Origin of the sequence: Micromonospora cremea (assembly GCF_900143515.1) — a bacterium.
Taxonomy (GTDB): domain Bacteria; phylum Actinomycetota; class Actinomycetes; order Mycobacteriales; family Micromonosporaceae; genus Micromonospora; species Micromonospora cremea.
Genome location: NZ_FSQT01000001.1, coordinates 2,145,049 through 2,160,289 on the forward strand (window position 1 = coordinate 2,145,049; position 15,241 = coordinate 2,160,289).

Genomic DNA, 15,241 nt, shown 5'->3' on the forward strand with positions numbered 1-15,241 from the left:
TGCTCGGCCGGTCCGATGCGCGCCGTCCGGTTGCGGACGAGGCGTCGGCGCGTACTCCCGGGGTGTCGGCCGCGGCCGGGCGCGGCCCGGCGCGGCGGGTGGCGGGCGGGGTGGGCAACGCGTTGGCCGTGCTCCTGGTGTTCGCCGTGCTGGTCGGCCCGGACCGGCTCGGCCTGCTCACGCCGGCCGCCTTCCTGCGCATCCCGCTGGAGGGGCTGCTCGTCGCCGCGCTGCTGCTGGCCCTGCCGGCGCGACCCCGGCGGGTGGTGGTGGCCGTGGTCGGGCCGCTGCTCGGCCTGTTCGCCATCGTGAAGCTCGCCGACCTGGGCTTCCGGACGGCTCTCGACCGGCCGTTCGACCTGGTGCTGGACTGGCTGCTGCTGGACGACGCGTTCGGTTTCGTCCGCGACTCGGCCGGTCAGGCCGGCGCGGTCGGCGCAGCGGTCGGCATCCTGCTGCTGGTCGGCGCGCTGCTGCTGGTGCTCACGCTGGCGCTGCGGCGGCTGGCGTCACTGCTGGTCCGGCACGAACGGGCGGCGACCCGGGCGGTCGCCGCGCTGACCGTCGCGTGGGTGGCCTGCGCCGTCGTCGGCGTGCGGGTCGCACCGGGCGTGCCGGTGGCCGACACCGGGACCACCGCGCTGGTCGGCGCGCACGCGACCCAGGTGGACGCGCGGCTGCACGACCGCGAGAGGTTCAATGCCCAGATCAACGCCGACCCGTTCGACGACACCCCGGGCGACCAACTGCTGACCGGGCTGCGCGGCAAGGACGTCATCCTCGCGTTCGTGGAGAGCTACGGCCGCGACGCGGTGGAGGACCCGGAGCTGGCGCCGCAGGTCAACGCGGTGCTGGACGCCGGCACCGAGCGGCTGCGCGCAGCCGGCTACCAGGCGCGCAGCGGCTTCCTCACCTCCCCCACCTTCGGCGGCGGCAGCTGGTTGGCGCACGACACGCTGCTGTCCGGCCTGTGGACGGACAACGAGCAACGGCACCGCACCCTGCTGGCCAGCGACCGGCTCACCCTCAACGGCGCGTTCCGCCGGGCCGGCTGGCAGACCGTCGGGGTGCTGCCGGCGGCCACCCAACCGTGGCCGGAGCAGGGATTCTTCGACTACGACCGCTACTTCGACGCGGAGGCCCTCGGCTACCGCGGACCGAAGTTCAGCTACGCCCCGATGCCCGACCAGTACACAATGTCGTTCTTCCAGCGGCAGGTACGCACCGGCGCCGACCGCCCGGTGATGGCCGAGATCCCGCTGATCTCCAGCCACTCCCCCTGGACTGCGGTGCCCCGGATGATCGGGTGGGACGAGGTGGGCGACGGCTCCATCTACCACGGCTCCGCGGTCGGCGAGGACAGCGGCGACGCCGACGACCGGAACACCGGCCAGATCCGCGGCGGGTACCGGCAGGCCATCGCGTACTCGCTGGAGACGCTGATCTCCTACGTGCAGACCTACGGGGACGACGACCTCGTGCTGGTCTTCCTCGGCGACCACCAGCCCGCCCCAGTGGTCACCGGCGAGGGCGCCAGCCGGGACGTGCCGATCACCATCGTCGCCCGCGACCCGGCCGTGCTGGACCGGGTGGCGGGCTGGGGTTGGCAGGACGGCCTGCGGCCCGGCCCGCAGGCTCCGGTGTGGCCGATGGACACCTTCCGGGACCGGTTCCTGACCACCTTCGGACCGTCGACACCGCCGATCGCCGCGCCCCGTTGAGCTGCTCGAACAGGAGAGGTGCAGGGAGCTTGGACGTCACCGCCCCAGCGGCACCCAGAACTCCACCTCGGTGCCCTCCTGCAGGTCGCTGTGGATGGTCGTCGTGCCGCCGAGGTCGGAGATCCGGCCCCGCATCGACTGAGCCACACCGAGCCGGCCGGCGCGCGCCGCGTCGGCCAGCCGCTGCGGCTCGAACCCGACACCGTCGTCACGGACGGTCACCCGCACCCCGCCTTCTTCGTCCTCCAGCAGCACCCACGCCCGCGCGCCCGGACCAGCATGCCGGCGGACGTTGTCGAGGGCGGCCTGCACCGCCGCGGTGAGCTCGGCGGCGGGGCCCGACGGCACCACGACCGGCTCTGCGGGCGTGGAGACCTCGACCACGGGTGACGCCAGGGCGGTGAGCGTCGCCCGCAGGTCCATGTCACCGTCGGGACGCGCCGGCGCGGCACCGCCAGTGAGCAGGTTACGCAGCGCGACCTCCTGCTCGCCGGCCAACTTGGCCAACTGCGAGCCGGTTGCGCCCAACTGGGAGCCCTGCCGCTGCACCAGCGCCAGCACCTGGAGCACGCCATCGTGGATAGGCCGGGCCAGCCGGTCCCGTTCCGCGGCCGCGGCCTCCTGCCGAATCAGCTCGGCCCGTTTCCGTTCCGCCCAGCGCTCGGCGATATGGTGCGCGACACCCAGCCCGCTGATCGCCGCGCCGGCCGCGAGAAGCAACACGGCCGAGGTGGTGATGTGGAATACCGGGTTGAGGAACGACGACTCCGGTAGGCCATCACGCAGGTACGTCACCTCGACCGCCTGGAGCCCGCCGGCCGCGAGCACACCGACGAGGGGACCGAGAACGGCCGGGACCGCGCCGCGGGGCGCGAGCACCGGCGCGGCCGCACCGGCGACCGCGGTCCCCGCAGCGGTGACGAGGACGAGCAGCAGTAGCGCCGGAACGACGCGCTGCTGTTCGGCCAGTTTCTCGGGATGACCGGTGGTCGCCGCGTACGCGATGAACACCGCCGTCGCCGCGCCCGCCGCCAGGGTGCCGGCGGCCGCGATCCGCCACCGGCTGCTGGCCGCCACCGCGCCGACCGCCGCACCGACGAGCGCACCCAGCCAGCGCACCGGACCCGCCGCGGCGAGCGCGGTGAACGCCAAAATCAGCGGCGCTGCCACCGCCACCTGAACGGTTGCGACCGCGAGCGCCGCGCCCAGAGACCACAGTCCCGCCACGGCGGCCAAGCCGACCGCCAGCACCAGCGTCACCGCACCGGTCATGGCTATGGCCGCCATCTCATGCCGGTACACCGCCGACCGGGTGACGTCCAGCAGCACCGCGAGCCGCTCGGTGGTCAACAGGGACAGCGGAAGCACCAGGCATACCGCCAGCCCGCCGGCGATGACCAGACGCCACCGCCGCCACGACGACGGGCTGGCGCCCGGCGGGCCGGCCGCGGCGGGGTCGCCGCGGCGGAACCCTCGGACCGCGGGGACGATCGCGGCGAGGCCACCCGCGATCATGGCCGCGTGCCAGGCGGGCCGGTTCGGGTCCATGTACAGCCAGCCGGGCCCGACCATCGCCGAGCCGAACAGGCGAGACCCGGTAGCCAGCCCCACCAGGGCCGCGCCCGCACCGGGCGAAGCGTTGCTCAGCAGACTCTGGGCGCAGGCGAGCACGCCCACCACGGCGAGTGGATACGCGGCGGACTGCGCGAGGCTGAAGACCAGCGGGTACGAGCCGCTCGTCAACTGCCCCCACACGGACGGCGCAGCGAGCAGGCCGGCCACGGACAGCAGGTACGGCCACCAGCGCAGCAGGCACAGGCCCACCACGGTCACGACAATGGGGATCAGGGCGAACAGCCACCCCTCACCGTGGTACTCCGGCCGGCGGGGCGTGGCGATGAACGGCCCTGGCCCGCCCGCGTAGCCGGGCGAAGTCGCCACCGTGAGCAACAGGCAACCGCCCAGGCCGGCCAGAGCCTCCCGCCACCACAGCGGCTTTTCCGTCACCAGGATCGCGGCGTGGAAACCCGGCCGTTTAGGGCCGGGAGGTAACGCCGCTCCCTCCCCTCGATGCTCGTCTTGCGTGATGAGTGGATAGAATATGAGGCGTGGGTGAGGTGGTGAAGCGGGCGTACAAGTACCGCTTCTATCCAACCCCTGAGCAGGTTGAACAGTTGAACCGCACCTTCGGGTGCGTGCGCAAGGTTTACAACCTCGCCTTGGAGGCGCGCACCCGTGCGTGGGCCGTTGACCGGCAGCGCAGCACCTATGTGCAGTCGTCTGCCTGGCTGACCGAGTGGAAGCGCACCGAGGAGCTGGCGTTCCTTAACGAGGTCAGCTCGGTGCCGTTGCAGCAGACGCTGCGGCACCTGCAAGCCGGGTTCGCCGCGTTTTGGGGCAAGCGGTCGCGCTACCCGCGTTTCAAGGCCAAGCGCAAGTCCCGGGCGTCGGCGGAATACACCCGCTCGGCGTTCCGCTGGCGTCACGGGCAACTCACCCTGGCCAAGATGGACGCCCCGCTGGGCATCGTGTGGTCGCGGCCCCTGCCCGAAGGGGCCGAACCGTCGACGGTCACGGTGTCCCGTGACGCGGCCGGTCGGTGGTTCGTGTCCCTGCTGGTCGATGACCCCACCGTCAAGGCACTGCCGCCGCTGTTCACGGCGGTCGGGGTGGACGTGGGCATCACGAGCCTGCTCACCTTGTCCACCGGGGAGAAGATCACCAACCCGCGGCACGAGCGCGCTGACCGGCGCAAGTTGGCCAAGGCGCAACGCGACCTGTCCCGCAAGGGCAAGGACACCAAGAACCGGGCCAAAGCGCGACTCGCGGTGGCCCGCATTCACGCCCGCATCGCCGACCGGCGGCGGGATCACCTGCACAAGCTGTCGACTCGACTGGTCCGCGAGAACCAAACGGTCGTGATCGAAGACCTCAGCGTGCGCAACATGCTGCGCAACCACTCGCTGGCCCGCGCCATTTCCGATGCGGCGTGGACGCACCTGCGCAGCATGGTCGAGTACAAGGCCGCCTGGTACGGGCGGCAGGTTATCGCCGTCGACCGCTGGCATCCGAGCACGAAGACCTGCTCGGCGTGCGGGCGGATCAACACCGCGATGACGCTCGGCGTTCGCGTCTGGACGTGTCCCGGCTGTGATGCCGTGCACGACCGGGACGTCAACGCCGCCCGCAACATCCTCGCCGCCGGGCTGGCGGAGAGGTGAAACGCCTGTGGAGGGACGGTAAGACCCGACCCGCGAAAGCGGTGAAGGCGCGGCCCGGTGAAACAGGAACCCCCTCGGGTGACCGAGGGAATCCCCGCCCTTCAGGGCGGTGGAGGATGTCAAGACCGATCCGTCCGAACCACGCCGTCCCCCCGGCCGCAGGCGAGGCTCGCGGTGGCGCCCGGATGCGGCAGGCGGTCGGGCTGCCCGTCGGGACAGTACTCGAAATGCCACCACTCGTTGTCATACCTGCGGTACAGGCCGTACCGCGCGCCGTACCGCTCCAGCCAGTGCGCGCCTTCCGTGGGACGGATGTCGAAGGCGACGCCCGCCACGTGGCGGGACTCGTGTGGCGGAAGCGTCCATCGCCGGGCGGCCTCCACCGACCCGCTGCGCTTGACCTCCTCGGCGTACAGAGCCGCCTGGGTGGCCGCGTCCCGGTAGCCGCAGGTCAGCCCGATCAGCTCCCCGTACCGCCACAACGCCAAGGTGCGCGCGGCCTCGAAGGCCGCCCGGGCCGGTGGCGCCAGGCCGGCTAGGTTCTCCGCCGGGAATCGCAACGCCAGCGCCCACTGGCAGGCCGTATGCCGGGCACGCCCCGGCGTGACCAGGCCGGCCACCGGCGTCAGCAGAACGGCCAGCAGTCTGGTGACGAGGCGGTACACCTGGTCCCTGGTGCGATCGGTCAGAATAGCGCCGGCCCGGCCGGTGGCGTTCACAGACATGCCCACCACGATTTCGATATCGACGGTGGAGAGCATGAGTCCCAGTACTCACCGCCGGCCGGTACGGCGGTGAGTACCGGTGCCGACCTGGCGAACGAAGATCGTCAGGGTCCGCGACTATCGGTTGTCGGACGCGGCGGGGCGGGCGCGGACGTGCAGCCGCTCCCCCTGCGGCCCGAAGAGGTTGAGGACCTCGGTGGTGCCGGGGCCGGGGTTGAACACCCGGTGCGGAGTGCGGGTGTCGAACTCGGCCACCTCGCCCGCGGTCAGCGTCAGGTCGTGCTCGCCGAGCAGCAGGCGCAGCTGGCCGGAGAGGACGTAGATCCACTCGTACCCCTCGTGGGTCTGCTGGGTGTGCTCCCCGGTGGGCGTGTTCGGCGGGAGGATCTGCTTGAACGCCTGCACACCACCCGGTCGGCGGGTCAGCGGCAGGAACGTCACGCCGTGCTGGACGATCGGCTTGGGGCGTACCCGTGGGTCGCCGGTGGCCGGGGCGTCTACCAGTTCGTCGAGCGGCACCTGGTAGGCCCGGGCCAGCGGGAGCAGCAGCTCCAGGGTGGGCCGGCGGCTACCGGACTCCAGGCGGGACAGGGTGCTCACCGAGATGCCGGTCAGGTCGGCGAGCTGGGCCAGCGTGGTCCCGCGCTGGTGGCGCAGGGCGCGCAGCCGTGGGCCGACGGCGGCCAACGCCGTGCTGTCGTCGTTTGCCATAACGGCAAGGATAGTTGCCACCTGGCCGGCGGCGACGGATGGTGGGCTCAGCCGACAACCAAGGAGAGACTCCGGTGGACGAGACATATGACGTGGTGGTGGTGGGCGGTGGCGCGGCGGGGCTCAGCGGGGCCCTGGCGCTGAGCCGGGCCCGACGGTCGGTGCTGGTGATCGACTCCGGCGAGCCGCGTAACGCACCCGCCGACCATGTGCACAACTACCTGGCGCGGGAGGGGACGCCGCCGGCCGAGCTGGTCGCCGCCGGGCGCACCGAGGTCGCCGGGTACGGCGGCCAGTTCCTGGCCGGGCGGGTGGAGGCGGCGACCCGGGACGACGACGGGTTCCACCTCAGCCTCGACGACGGAGGCGCGGTGCGGGCCCGTCGGCTGTTGGTGGCCACCGGCCTCACCGACGAACTGCCCGACGTGCCCGGGGTGGCGCAGCGGTGGGGCCGCGACGTGCTGCACTGCCCGTACTGCCACGGCTGGGAGGTCCAGGACCGGCGGATCGGGGTGCTGGCCACCGGTCCGCTGGCCGTGCACCAGGCCGAGATGTGGCGGCAGTGGAGCTTGGACGTGCTGCTCCTGCTGCACGACGCCCCCGCGCCGGATGAGGAGACGGCCGAGCGGCTCGCCGCCCGGGGCATCGCCGTGGTGCCCGGCCCGGTGGCCGGACTGGAGGTCACCGGGGATGCGCTGACCGGCGTCCGGCTCGCCTCGGGCCGGGTGGTGGCGCTCGACGCGGTGGTGGTCGCTACTCGGACCGCCCCCCGCGCCGGAATGCTGGTGGGGCTGGGTCTGGCTCCGGAGGAGGTGACGATGGGCGGGTACGTGATCGGCGCTCAGATCCCGGCCGACGCCACCGGGGCGACGACCGTCCCGGGCGTGTGGGTGGCCGGCAACGTTGCCGACGTCCGCGGCCAGGTGATCGCGGCCGCGGCGGCCGGCCTCACCGCCGGGGCGGCGATCAACGCCGACCTGATCGCCGAGGACACCCGTGACGCGGTGGCCGCGTACCGGCAGTTGCGGGCCACGGCCTTCGAGCAGCCGGCGTGGGAGGAGCGCTACCGGTCCCGGCCGGCGGTGTGGAGCGGCCGACCGAACCCGCAGCTCGTCACCGAGGCCGCCGAGCTGGCCCCGGGACGGGCGCTGGACGTGGGCAGCGGCGAGGGCGCCGACGCGGTGTGGCTGGCCGAACGGGGCTGGCGGGTGACGGCGGTGGACATCTCCACCACCGCGCTGGGCAGGGCCGCCGGGCACGCCGAGACCGCCGGCGTCGGCGACCGCGTCGAGTTCACGCACGCCGACCTGCGCGAGAAGCCGCCCGCCGAGGAGGCGTACGACCTGGTGTCCGCGCAGTTCATGCACCTGCCACCGGCGCAGCGGCAGGAGCTGTTCGCCCGGCTGGCCGCCGCGGTGGCGCCGGGCGGCACCCTGCTGATCGTGGGACACCACCCGTCGGACCTGTGGACGTCGGCGCACCGGATGCACCTACCGGACATGATGTACACGGCCGAGGAGGTGGCGGCCTCGCTCGACCCGGCCCATTGGGAAGTGCTCACCGCCGAGGCCCGCCCGCGCACCGGCACCGACCCCGACGGCCGTGAGATCACCCTGCACGACGCGGTCCTGGTCGCCCGCCGTCGCTGACCCCGTCCAGCGTCGATCATGGAGTCGTGGTGGGTGACAAGAGCGGCGGATCAGGCTCTTCCGGGCACCACGACTCCATGATCGAGCAGGGAAGGTCAGGTTCCGGGGACGGTGGTGGGGCGGGCCTTCGCATGGCGCCGCCTCGGCGGTAGCGTTGCGCCACACTCACGGCCCGCGGGGCGGTAGACCGCCGGCCCTGGCGCCCCGATCGTACGGAGGATGGTGCATGTCCATCGGCGCTGAGCCGCTCGCAGTACGCGACGACGCGGCCTCGCGGCCGAGCTTCGAGCTCACGCTGCGCGGCTACGACAAACGCCAGGTCGACCGGCACCTGGAGCAGCTCGACGGTCAGATTGCGATGCTGAGTGGGGAGCACGGGCGCTCCGCCGTCCGGGTCCGTGAGCTGACCGCCGAGGTGCAGCGGCTGCGCGCCGAACTGGCCGAGCTGCGCGAGCAGCCGGTGCAGGTGGACCGCGCCTCGTTCCAGGATCTGGGCCCGATGGTCGGCGAGATCCTGGCCCTCGCGGAGAAGCAGGCCGCCATGATCAGCGATTCCGCCACCGACCTGGCCAACGAGCTGCGCGCCGAGGCCGAGCGGATCCTCGCCGACAGCCGCGAGCGGGCCGCGCAGGCGCGCCAGGACCTGGCGGAGGAGCTGGCGGCCCGGCGCGCCGAGCAGGAGCAGGCGCACGAGGAGCGGCGCACCGTGGCCGAGGCCGAGCTGACCGCGATCCGGGAGCACGCCGAGCAGCTACGCGCCGACGGTGAGGCCGCGCACGAGCGCGCGCAGAACGAGGCGAAGCGGATCACCGAACAGAGCGCGCAGCAGCTCAACCAGACCCGGGTCGCCGCCGACGCGCTGATGAAGTCGGCCCGTAGCCAGATCCAGCAGGAGCTCCAGGCGGCCCGGGCCAAGAGCCAGCAGGAGCTGGCCCAGTGGCAGGCCGGGGTCGAACGCGACGTCAACGACCGGCGGAGCGCCGCCGAGCAAGAGATCGCCGAGCAGCAGGCGGCCGCGGAGCGGGAGCTGGCCGAGCAGCGCACCGCGACCGAGCAGCAGATCGCCGCGCTGCTGGCCGAGGCGCAGCAGCACGTGACCGACCTGCGCAACCGGGCCGACGAGCAGGCCGCCACCCACCAGGAGCAGCTCACCGCCCTGCAGCAGGAGATCGAGGAGCGCCGGCAGGAGTCGGCCCAATTGCACGCCGAGCTGGAGACCGCCCAGCAGCAGCTCGCCGAGGTGCGCGCGGAGGGCGAGACCCTGGAGAACGAGCTGTCCCGGGTGCAGCAGCGGCTGGGCGAGGTCCGTCGGGACCTCACCGCGGAGAGCGCTCGGCTGGACGAGGCCCGGCGGGCCGGAGACTCCGCCGAGCGGCACGCCAAGGACGTCCGCGCGCGGGTGCAGCGGGAGGCGAAGCGGGTGGCCGACCTGGCCGCCGCCGCCGTGATGGCCGCCGCCGCGGGTGGCACGGAGACCGCCGAGTACCCGATGGTGGGCACCCGCTCCAGCTCCGAGCGGCCCAGCATGGAGCGGCCCGGCGTCGAGCGGGCGAGTGTGGAGCGGCCGAGCGCCGAGCGGCACGGCGAGCGGCCGGGCGTCGAGCGGCCCGGCAACGACCCGTCCGGCATCGATCAGCCCGGCAATGACCAGCCCGGCACCCCCACCGACGAGCCGGCAGCGGCTGCCGACCGTACGGCCGCTGCGGAGCGACCCACCGGCGACGCCGACCCGACCTTCCCGCGACCCGGCGGCACCGGCGAACCGACGCCCGTGCCGTTCCTGCCCTTCGGGCAGCCGGTCAGCGAGAACGGCGCCGCCCGGACCTGAGCTCGAGGCGGGCCCGACCCGGAGTTGGCGGTTCTGCTCGGAACGGGGCCGATGGTTCGTCGAAGCTGACAGGCTGGTCTGGCCGCCGCCACGGCCGGCGGCACCAGCCCGGCGGCCGAGAGGAGCACCCGGTGACCGACCAACCGGAGGAGTTCGACCTGCTCGTCGTGGGCGGCGGCAAGGCCGGCAAGACGTTGAGCATGGACGTCGCCCGGTCCGGACGGCGGGTGGCGATGGTCGAACGCGGCATGATCGGCGGCAGCTGCATCAACGTCGCCTGCATCCCGACCAAGGCGCTGGTGACGAGCGCGCGGGCGGCCCGCCAGCTACGCGGCGCGGCCGCGCTCGGCCTGGTGGTCGAGGGCGGCCGGGTCGACGTGGACCTGCTCCGCGCCCACAAGCAGGACGTCGTCGAGGGCATGGTGGCCGCCAACCGACAGCAGTTCCTCGAGTCCGGCCTGCACCTGGTGATCGGCCAGGCCCGGTTCGTCGGCCCCCGGACCGTACTGGTGTCGCTGGCCGACGGCGGCGAACGGCTCCTGCGCGGCGCCGACGTGGTGATCAACACCGGTACCCGCCCGCACCTGCCGTCGGTGCCCGGGCTGGCCGAGGCGTCGGTGCTGACCAGTGACACCCTGCTGCACCTGGACCGGCTGCCGGCCCGACTGGTGGTGCTCGGCGGTGGCACCGTCGGGGTGGAGTTCGCGCAGATGTTCGCCTCGTTCGGCAGTGCGGTGACGCTGATCGAGGGTGGCCCGCGGCTGCTCACCCGCGAGGATCCCGACGTCGGCGACGCGGTGACGCGGATCCTGCTCGACGACGGCATCGACGTGCGCACCGGGATGACGGTCGCCCGGATCGACCGCAACGCCGACGGCACGGTCCGGGTGACGCTGGACGACGGCAGCCTGGTGACCGGGGACGACGTGTTGGTCGCGGTCGGCCGGGAACCGGTCACCGACGGGCTCGGCCTGGATGCCGCCGGCGTGCAGGTGAACGACCGTGGCTTCGTGGCGGTCGACGAGTACCTGCGTACCAGCGCCGAGCGGACCTGGGCGGCCGGGGACGTCGCCGGCACCCCGCAGTTCACCCACGCCTCGCTCGACGACTACCGGATCATCCGGGCGAACCTGGCGGGTGAGCGGCGCAGCACCGCCGGTCGGCTCATCCCGTACACCATCTTCACCACCCCGGAGCTGGCCCGGGTCGGTGTCACCGAAACCGAGGCGCGCCGCGCCGGGTACGACGTCCAGGTGGCCCACCTGCCGGTCGCAGCGATCCCCCGGGCCCGCACCCTGCGCCAGACCGAGGGGACGTGGAAGGCGGTCGTCGACGCCGAAACCGACCAGATCCTCGGCGTGGCGCTGCTGGGCGCCGAGGCCGGTGAGGTGATCACCTCGGTGCAGTTGGCCATGCTCGGCGGGATGCCGTGGACCGCCCTGCGCGACGCGATCATCACCCATCCGACGATGGCCGAGGGTCTCAACCTGCTCTTCGCCTCGCTCCAGTCCCGCCCGGTCCGCTAGTCGGGCTGGCCAGCGATCTCGGCGCGGACCCGCCGCTGGAAGGCGCGCGCCTGCGTTCCGGTCGGCGGCGGCCCACCGCGCCGCGCGGCGACCGCCCGGCCGATCACCTCGGCCGGGTCGCCGGCGTCGATCAGGCGCTGCCCGGCGGCCACCTTGGACAGCCAGACGCCGTCGCGGTGGCGCACCAGGGACCGGCAGGCGCCGAGCACCGCGTCCTCCGCGCCGGGCGCGGGTCGGTCGTCCGGCGGCGTCAGCAGGGCCAGCCACCAGGACAGCGCCTCGATCAGCAGGCGGCGCAGGTCCGCCGGGGTCAGGTCGGCGAAGACCTCCCCCGCCGGCGGCCCGAGCAGCGGCAGCCCGCTCTGGTGCAGGATGCTGCGATCCAGCCCGTACCAGAACCGGCCGTCGGCCGCCGGCCGGTCGCCCGGGTCGAGGGTGCAGCGGAACGGCATCCCGGACCCGGTGTTCAGCTCGACCTCGAAGCCGGGCTCGGGACTGCCGGCGGCGGCCACCTCCCGCCGGTAGGCCACCAGCTCCAGCCCGCGCGCCGGGCAGGGCAGCGCCTCGTGCCGCAGCCGCGTCACCAGCGCCCGCTTGTCGGCCTCGGTCAGCGGCCCGGCGCAGAGCAGCGCCACGTCCACATCGCTGCGGCCCGCCTGGTACGCGCCGAGCCCCACCGAGCCGGCCGCGTACGCGCCCACCAGGTTGTCGCCGAGCACGTCGCGGGCGGCGTCGACCAGCTCGTCCAGGTAACGCCGAAGATCCAAATCCACGCCTCATCCTCGCTCCTGGGTCGCACCGCCCCGGAACCGGGTCGCCGGTCGGCGGTGGCCCTATCCGGCGTAGAGCAGCAGCAGGCCGGCGACGGTGTAGGCGAGCATCAGCGCCAGCAGGGGGAGCTGGCCGGCCACGGCCCGGGCCCGGGGAAACAGGTACAGGGCACGGTCGTGGGCGAGCAGCGTGCCGAGCAGGTGCCCGAGGATGATGACGGTGATCTGGAGGGTGGCCACCCCGGACGGGGTGACCAGGCCGGTGTGCGGTTCCCAGCCGGCGGTGCCGAGCCAGTTCGCGCCGGTGTCCAGGGGGTCGGAGAGCAGCGCGACGGTGCGCTGACCCTCCAGGATCAGCAGCGAGTAGTAGTGGGCCACCAGGTAGCCCACCGCGATCGGCACGATCGAGTGGGCGAGTTCGCCGGGCAGCCCTCGGGCGTCGCCGGGCCCGGCGCGGCCGATCCGGGTCGCCGCACCGGTGGCGGCGAGGTACGCCGCGGCGACGGCGGCGATGACCAGGGTCAGCCCGGCGCTGCCGGTGACCACCGGGGGCAGGCCGTTCTCCTGGGTGAAGCGCAGCCAGGCCGGCGCGTTGGAGAGGCTGTCGAACATGGTGGAGCCGAGCAGCACGATCACCACGGCGACCAGCCCGGGGTGTGGCCGCAGCCCGGCGTTCCCGTCGAGCGGGTTGCGCCACACCAGCAGGCCGTCCGCCGCCCGGCCGACCGGGGCGAGGTGGCCGACCAGTGCGCTGTACACCTCGAACGGGTCGGCCCGGTCGAACCAGCCCGCGCCGAACAGCGCAGCCCCGGTCAGCATGACCACGGCGTACCCGGCGAGCCAGGCGGTGATGACCGGCAGCGTGGCCCGGTCGGGTGCGACCAGCTCCAGCCAGACGAACCCGAACAGGGCGACGGCTGCCGGCCAGAGCCCCAGGCCGGCCGGCAGCTCGCGGATGCCGCGCTCCGGGTCCCGGCGCGCCACCAGCGCGGCGAGCAGATGCACTGTACGCAGCGGGTTGACCGCCCGCCAGACGGGGCCGAGCAGCAGCGACACGGGCACCAGCCCGACCCAGAGCAGCACGTAGAGCGCCCCGGCCGTCGGGTTGTCCGGGGTGTCCGGCCCGACCAGCAGGCCCAGGCAGAACCAGCCGGCGGCGACCAGGCCCAGCCCGCGCAGTGCCCACCGGAACGCGGGGGCGTCGACGAGTCGGGCCAGCGGCTCGGGCACCGGCCGTCCGCCGGTGGCGTCCCGGTCGAGCCGCGGCTCGCGCCAGAGCAGGCCCAGCGCGAGGAACGTGACGACCAAGGTGAGGGCCGCGGCGACGACGAGCTGCGGCAGCGTGATCGGCAGGTCCTGGCGGCCACCGACGCCGTGCGCCAGCACCGCCGACGCGCCGGTCATGGGGCTCAGCGGACGACGAGCTGGAACAGCACCAGCTCGGACTCGTGCGTCTCCACCTCGAACAGCCCGGTCTTGTCGGCGCGGAACTCCACCAACCCGGGTGTGCCGGCGGGCAGCCGGGCGCCCAGATCGTAGCCGTGCACGTGCAACTCGTCGGAGACGTCCGAGGTGACCGTGATCCGGACCAGCTCGCCCTTACCCACGGTGACCCGTCCGGTCGGCGGATCGACCCGCCGTTTCGCGATCGTCACGGTGATCCGCCGGTCCACCGCCGGTGTGCTGGGGCTGGCGCTGGGTGTCGGACTCCCCGACGGGGTCGGCGCCGCGGTGGCGGTCGCCGGCGCGGCGGCCGTCGGCGGCGTCGAGGGGGTGACCACGGACGGGTCGCTGTCCTGCCCGCAACCGGTGGCGAGCAGGGCGGTGACGAGGCCGGTGGCGAGAACGGCGGGAACGCGGGAACCGGGGGCACGGACGAACACGGGCGGACTCCGAACGACGCGGGCGGACGGGTGTCGAACTGATCGTCGGGGAGGAGAACTCTACGTCTTGTTCGGCGGCGGGGAAATGACCATGATGAACGGATGCGATCGACGCTCGTCACTGCCCGTCACCTCCTGAGCCGAGCGGTGGCGGCGCTGGCCGTGACCCTGGTTGTGGCACTGCTGCTACCCGCCGCTCCGGCGTCCGCGCACGGCCAGTTGGCGACCTCCACCCCGCTGACCGGCACCGTGGTCCGCGAGCCATTGACACAGCTCGGGTTGTACTTCACCGAGAAGCCGGCCTCCAACGCCCACTTCACCGTCACCGGGCCGACCGGGTCCCGGGTGGACAGCGGTTGGTCGTACAGCGAGCCGAAGCGGCTGGACAAGCCGGTCCAGGAGTACTTCATGGTCAACGGGGTCTTCGAGCCGCGGCTGTACCACACCGGCTTCCCGGCCATGGTGTCCGTCGCGCACTGGCCGGCGAAGGGCCGGTACACGGCCAGTTACCTCTCCGTCGCCTCGGACGGTGAGGCGGTGCGGGGCAGCGTCACCTTCGACTACCAGGGGCCCAGCACGGCGGCACCGGCCGGGTGGACGCCACCCACGGACGGCCCGGCGCCCACCCTGCTCGCCCTGGTCGAGGGCACCCCGTCGGCGAGCCCCGACGCGGCGGGCGCGAGCCCCGACGCGGGTGCGACCGGCGCCCCAGCGAACGAGCCGGCGGGCGCCACGGAGGAAGGGCCCGGCGGTGGGCTGCCGCCCTGGCTGGTGCCGGGCCTGATCGTCGTGGTGGTGGCCGCCGTCGTGCTGGTGGCGGCGCGCCGCCGACCCGCGGCGCGTGGCACGGCCGTGTCGACCCGCCGGGCCGCCGGACCGCCCCGTAAACCCGGCACCCCGGCCCGCAAGCCTGGCAACCGGTCCGGCGGTCCGGCCCGGCGCGGGCGCCGGTAGGGCCCGGACACCTTCGCGCGGGGGCATTCCACGCGTACCACCACGAACTTTCGTACGGACATCGGGAACTTTTGATGTATCGATGCGAAGGCATGGACAGGTCAATCGAGACACCTTAATGTCTCGCCCATCAACCTCGCGTTTCCGAATCATCACTCGTCGGCGTCGAGGACGTTTCGGAACCGGGCCGGCGGCCACCACCCCACCACTGCTCCACGCCGGCCGTCGGCACTCCTATCCCCCTTGGAGGAAC

The 15,241-nt window shown here is 73.5% G+C and carries 11 protein-coding genes and 1 pseudogene; 6 read left to right on the top strand and 6 right to left on the bottom strand.

The genetic code is table 11. The features are described from left to right. Positions 1 to 17: 17 nt before the first annotated feature. Positions 18 to 1,721 (top strand): annotated as a pseudogene (locus BUS84_RS09905) (sulfatase-like hydrolase/transferase); the annotation flags it as partial. A gap of 36 nt (positions 1,722 to 1,757) precedes the next feature. Here the strand turns inward: BUS84_RS09905 and BUS84_RS39740 are convergent. Beyond that, positions 1,758 to 3,728 carry a sensor histidine kinase gene (locus BUS84_RS39740; protein ID WP_084757309.1) on the bottom strand — a complete coding sequence of 657 codons (1,971 nt, stop codon included), beginning with the start codon at positions 3,726 to 3,728 and terminating at the stop codon, positions 1,758 to 1,760. A 101-nt stretch (positions 3,729 to 3,829) separates the two neighbouring features. Between BUS84_RS39740 and BUS84_RS09915 the strand changes: the two genes are divergently transcribed. Beyond that, entirely contained in the window at positions 3,830 to 4,942 is a 1,113-nt protein-coding gene (locus BUS84_RS09915) for an RNA-guided endonuclease InsQ/TnpB family protein (RefSeq protein WP_074310732.1), read from the top strand. A gap of 119 nt (positions 4,943 to 5,061) precedes the next feature. On the opposite strand, the gene BUS84_RS09920 is transcribed toward BUS84_RS09915, so the two are convergent. Then, positions 5,062 to 5,667, bottom strand: coding sequence for a D-alanyl-D-alanine carboxypeptidase family protein (locus tag BUS84_RS09920; RefSeq protein ID WP_074312428.1), 606 nt, complete (start codon positions 5,665 to 5,667; stop codon positions 5,062 to 5,064). Between the two features lie 117 nt (positions 5,668 to 5,784). Beyond that, positions 5,785 to 6,378, bottom strand: a complete 594-nt coding sequence (locus tag BUS84_RS09925) for a helix-turn-helix domain-containing protein (RefSeq protein WP_074310734.1) — start codon at positions 6,376 to 6,378, stop codon at positions 5,785 to 5,787. A 38-nt stretch (positions 6,379 to 6,416) separates the two neighbouring features. Between BUS84_RS09925 and BUS84_RS09930 the strand changes: the two genes are divergently transcribed. The 3 genes from BUS84_RS09930 (at position 6,417) to BUS84_RS09940 (ending at position 11,381) form a co-directional block, all read left to right on the top strand. Next, on the top strand, positions 6,417 to 8,027 hold the full coding sequence (locus BUS84_RS09930; protein ID WP_074310736.1) for an FAD-dependent oxidoreductase: 1,611 nt from the start codon (positions 6,417 to 6,419) through the stop codon (positions 8,025 to 8,027). A 226-nt stretch (positions 8,028 to 8,253) separates the two neighbouring features. Next, a complete protein-coding gene (locus BUS84_RS09935; protein WP_074310738.1) occupies positions 8,254 to 9,855 on the top strand; it encodes a coiled-coil domain-containing protein in 1,602 nt (533 codons plus the stop codon). Between the two features lie 131 nt (positions 9,856 to 9,986). Then, positions 9,987 to 11,381, top strand: a complete 1,395-nt coding sequence (locus BUS84_RS09940) for a dihydrolipoyl dehydrogenase family protein (protein ID WP_074310740.1) — start codon at positions 9,987 to 9,989, stop codon at positions 11,379 to 11,381. Here the strand turns inward: BUS84_RS09940 and BUS84_RS09945 are convergent. From BUS84_RS09945 to BUS84_RS09955, 3 genes are read right to left on the bottom strand one after another with little or no spacing between them, the layout of a single operon-like run. Continuing rightward, positions 11,378 to 12,154 carry a nucleotidyltransferase gene (locus BUS84_RS09945; RefSeq protein WP_074310742.1) on the bottom strand — a complete coding sequence of 259 codons (777 nt, stop codon included), beginning with the start codon at positions 12,152 to 12,154 and terminating at the stop codon, positions 11,378 to 11,380. The genes BUS84_RS09940 and BUS84_RS09945 overlap by 4 nt on opposite strands. 60 nt (positions 12,155 to 12,214) lie before the next feature. Further along, positions 12,215 to 13,555, bottom strand: coding sequence for a hypothetical protein (locus BUS84_RS09950; protein WP_074310744.1), 1,341 nt, complete (start codon positions 13,553 to 13,555; stop codon positions 12,215 to 12,217). A 5-nt stretch (positions 13,556 to 13,560) separates the two neighbouring features. Beyond that, positions 13,561 to 14,034 (bottom strand): cupredoxin domain-containing protein, encoded by a 474-nt coding sequence (locus tag BUS84_RS09955; RefSeq protein WP_074310746.1) that lies wholly within the window; start codon positions 14,032 to 14,034, stop codon positions 13,561 to 13,563. Between the two features lie 102 nt (positions 14,035 to 14,136). Here BUS84_RS09955 and BUS84_RS09960 point away from each other — a divergent pair, with 102 nt between their 5' ends. Further along, positions 14,137 to 14,988 (top strand): copper resistance CopC family protein, encoded by an 852-nt coding sequence (locus tag BUS84_RS09960; protein ID WP_084757310.1) that lies wholly within the window; start codon positions 14,137 to 14,139, stop codon positions 14,986 to 14,988. The last annotated feature ends 253 nt before the right edge of the window (positions 14,989 to 15,241 follow it).

What these genes read in the sequence shown, in the direction of transcription:
- BUS84_RS09920 (WP_074312428.1), bottom strand. Translation starts at nt 5,667, where the DNA reads ATGTCTGTGAACGCCACCGGCCGGGCCGGCGCTATTCTGACCGATCGC.
- BUS84_RS09925 (WP_074310734.1), bottom strand. Translation starts at nt 6,378, where the DNA reads ATGGCAAACGACGACAGCACGGCGTTGGCCGCCGTCGGCCCACGGCTG.
- BUS84_RS09930 (WP_074310736.1), top strand. Translation starts at nt 6,417, where the DNA reads ATGGTGGGCTCAGCCGACAACCAAGGAGAGACTCCGGTGGACGAGACA.
- BUS84_RS09935 (WP_074310738.1), top strand. Translation starts at nt 8,254, where the DNA reads ATGTCCATCGGCGCTGAGCCGCTCGCAGTACGCGACGACGCGGCCTCG.
- BUS84_RS09950 (WP_074310744.1), bottom strand. Translation starts at nt 13,555, where the DNA reads ATGACCGGCGCGTCGGCGGTGCTGGCGCACGGCGTCGGTGGCCGCCAG.
- BUS84_RS09960 (WP_084757310.1), top strand. Translation starts at nt 14,137, where the DNA reads ATGCGATCGACGCTCGTCACTGCCCGTCACCTCCTGAGCCGAGCGGTG.